We start from the raw sequence: 3,202 nt of genomic DNA on the forward strand, positions 1-3,202 counted from the left end.
TATCTTAGGGAGCATCAACAAGAGTTAACTGACCGTATCTATAGAGGGAAGTACACTCCGTCTCCAGTAAGACGTGTTGAGATTCCCAAACCAGATGGTGGAGTGCGAAAGCTTGGCATACCCACGGTGACTTCATACTGCACACCTCCCAACGATGTTTTGAAATACTGCCTCCAGCTATCCTGAAGGCAGCCGATTTAATGGAGAAAAGTATCATGTGTAAAGCTCTTTTATGGATTCCAGGTTGGAATCATCAATCAATATCTCCCAGGGCCATCCCTGATGCTGCTTTCTGGCGGGGATCTTGCCGGCAGAGATGCCGTAGTAGACCTTCCCGGTGGAGATACCGAGCAGGCTGGCGGCTTCTGCAACCGATATCCCCTGACGGTTTCTCTGGTAGGGGCCGGAAATATTATGTTTATGACGGATCCATCTGACACCGGCATATGTAAAGGGTTTTCCCTCTGGAGTGACCAGCCCGTCCTGGTTTAACCGGTCCGCAATCTCAAAATCGTTCATAAAAGCTGCCAGTTCCCTGATCATGGAAACTGTGCTGTCTGTGTGTCTTTTACGGTCACTGCAGGGAAGGTTCTTTTTTAAGACAAGCCGTTCACATTTCCCACTGCGGAACCGGATGCCCGCTGAAAACTCCGGGCATCTTTTTTCGGCCAGGACAGTGATGTCGTCGATCAGAATGCGGATGATGCGTTTCTTTTCCTTTGGGGTAGAAGTTGGCGCATTCCAGATCTCCGGGATCTTCTGTGCAAGGGTTAGGATATCCTGTTCTTCTTTTTCGGAAGGAACCCATGCTTTTTTTGAAATGTATACGGCGTAATCCTGCTTTGCCTTTTCCAGTTCTTTGAGTTTCTGGTTCCAGTTGGATTCCAGGGAGCGGACAACAAGCCTGTTTTCCGGGTCTGCGAGCATAAACTGCCGCTCCGCACGGTCTGCTTCATACTGTGCGCGTTCGATCGAGAGGAGCCATTGTTTATCTGACATCCTGTTTGCATCATTGATGCTGCGCATGACTTTCAGGGAGATCTCCAGTTCCGAAGGCTTCATGATCGAGAGGATTTTTTCAGATACCGCCTGGTCAAGAGCTTCGGCAGGGACAGAGGAACAGGTTGCCTTGTTGCCGTGCTCCCATCTGCCAATGCACTCGTATACGGGACGTATGCCACCTGTCGCGGTGTAACGGACAGTCATACGGCGGCCGCATTTCCCACAGAGCAGGACTCCAGTAAGGAGGGCGGCCCCTTCACGCGCCGGACCACAGCGTTCAGTGTTCGTGCGGTTGGAGTCAAGGCGTTTCTGGTTTTCCTCGAATTCTTCCCAGGAGATATAGGCCTGGTGATGTCCGGGGAGGAATACTTTCCAGTCTTCTTTATCTGGGAGACGGACGGGATGGTGTTCGAAATGCCCGTCAGCATCAATTGTTTTGTTATCACGGTAGCGCCCATACACGTATGCTCCGGCATAGGCTGGGTTATGGATGGCTGCAAGGACACGGCTGTGGGTCAGCGTTCCCCAGGTGATCTTTCCATCCCATGCGCCTCCATAAGCGCGTTTGGGGAAGGAAAGATTGTTTTCCGAGAAATAGCGGACAACACCGTAGGCACTTCCGGAAGTACGGAATGCCTTGAACAGGGTGGAGACCGCATGCTGCACTTCTTCATCAGGATCCATGATGGTCTTGCCATCGGGATCATAGGTGTAGCCGACAGGCAGAGGAAAGCGCAGTTCTCCCCTGGAGGCGGCATTTTCCTTACCGCCGATCATACGGGCGTGAAGAAAATGGAGTTCTGCTTCTCCCATGGTACCTTTCAGGCCGATGAGGAGACGGTCATTAAAATCTGACATGTCGTAGATACCGTCTTCGTCGATCACTAGGGTGCCGAACAGGCCGCACAGCTCAAGGAGCTTCATAAGGTCGGCTGATGACCGGGCCAGGCGTGATATCTCCAATCCGAACACTGCACCGACTTCGCCTAGTGATACGCTTGTCACGAGCTGGGCAAATCCTGGGCGCTTGGAACGGCCGGATCCGGATATGCCGAGATCCCCGTCGATCACACGTATGTGTTCTTCCGGCCAGCCAAGCGATAACGCTCTTTCTTGAAGGGCGTACTGTCTCTGTGTACTCTCCTGGTTGAACCGTACCTGGGCCATCGTCGACTGGCGGACATAGACCAGGGCTTCCCGGTTCAGGTGTTCTGCCCGTACTTTGGACGGAATTGATAGGTTCTGCTTCATTTTCATCCTCCTTTTCTGCTGAGAAGAAGGAGATGAAAAGGGCTGAAAGTGCCGATATGAGGTCCTCCGCAAGCCGGGAGTCATTACCGGTCAGATACGTGAGAGTTGTTTCCATTATGGCCTCCTCCTTTCAGGCTAAAGGTCAATCTCTCTGCGCCGGAACAGTTCCAGGTTGATGCTGCTGAGCTCTGTGAGCAGTGCTGTGATATCCTCGTAATCTTTGATGCATTGGGAGACACTGTCTTTATAAGCCTTGGGAACAGAGTCAAGGTGCGTCTTCCCATTGTAATAAGAAGAAAGGTACAGGCTTTTGTGCCCCTCTCCATTGGCACATCTGCAGTTAGGCTTGCCGCATTTGATGGATCTGGTGATCAGGGAAGCCCTCATGACGTGGGCCGGGTCCGGCATTGAGTCGAGGATCTCCTGACGGCGGGCTTTGAGAGTGTCAGTGGTCATGGATTTGTAAGAATTGCTAATCTTATCAGTATTATTCATGATAAGATTATACCACAGGGAGAGAAAAAAATCTACCCTGTGGTATTGGAAATCTGCTCATTTATACAGCAGGCTGGAAAGTTCAAGGAGTGATTTTATGGTATCAGCATCAAAATAGCTTTCGGAGAAAACATTTTGTCCGGTGTCGATGATCCAGGACTCAGGGACGGAGAAGACATCATCCTGAGAACGAAGCGAGTAGCGGCGCTGGCCATCTACTTTCCGGACCTTCAGGATTGGGAAACTCTGTCCATAGAGGGGATGGTAAGGATGGAGGATCGTTGCTGTTCCCAAATCCCTGTTGTGATCAAGTGCTTTTTGCTGTTGCCGTGCCAACAGTGATAGACCGAACCCTTCAACAGGCAATAACCCAAATGTTAGTGCCAATCTATGAACCGCTGTTTGCAGATGATAGCTTCGGCTATCGTCCAAACAGAAGTGCAAAAGATGCAAT

The 3,202-nt window shown here is 51.0% G+C and carries 3 protein-coding genes and 2 pseudogenes; 2 read left to right on the forward strand and 3 right to left on the reverse strand.

Annotated features, from left to right (window positions below; all coding sequences use genetic code 11):
• Positions 1 to 129, forward strand: a pseudogene (locus ABE613_RS15055) (group II intron reverse transcriptase/maturase); the annotation flags it as partial.
• 84 nt (positions 130 to 213) lie between these two features.
• On the opposite strand, the gene ABE613_RS15060 reads toward ABE613_RS15055, so the two are convergent.
• The 3 genes from ABE613_RS15060 to ABE613_RS15070 form a co-directional block, all read right to left on the reverse strand.
• Complete coding sequence (locus ABE613_RS15060) at positions 214 to 2,253, reverse strand: recombinase family protein (protein ID WP_347376809.1); 2,040 nt, start codon at positions 2,251 to 2,253, stop codon at positions 214 to 216.
• Between the two features lie 135 nt (positions 2,254 to 2,388).
• Positions 2,389 to 2,748, reverse strand: coding sequence for a DUF6788 family protein (locus ABE613_RS15065; protein WP_347376810.1), 360 nt, complete (start codon positions 2,746 to 2,748; stop codon positions 2,389 to 2,391).
• Between the two features lie 57 nt (positions 2,749 to 2,805).
• Positions 2,806 to 3,135 (reverse strand): DUF5372 family protein, encoded by a 330-nt coding sequence (locus tag ABE613_RS15070; RefSeq protein WP_347376811.1) that lies wholly within the window; start codon positions 3,133 to 3,135, stop codon positions 2,806 to 2,808.
• Between ABE613_RS15070 and ABE613_RS15075 the strand changes: the two are divergent.
• Positions 3,072 to 3,202: pseudogene (locus ABE613_RS15075) on the forward strand (group II intron reverse transcriptase/maturase); the annotation flags it as partial. The gene ABE613_RS15070 and the pseudogene ABE613_RS15075 overlap by 64 nt on opposite strands.

Source organism: Dorea chungnamensis, assembly GCF_039832125.1.
Lineage (GTDB): Bacteria > Bacillota > Clostridia > Lachnospirales > Lachnospiraceae > JAFBIX01.

Bases quoted from the DNA above. Each gene is read 5' to 3' on its own strand.
- ABE613_RS15060 (WP_347376809.1), bottom strand. From the start codon at position 2,253: ATGAAGCAGAACCTATCAATTCCGTCCAAAGTACGGGCAGAACACCTG.
- ABE613_RS15065 (WP_347376810.1), bottom strand. From the start codon at position 2,748: ATGAATAATACTGATAAGATTAGCAATTCTTACAAATCCATGACCACT.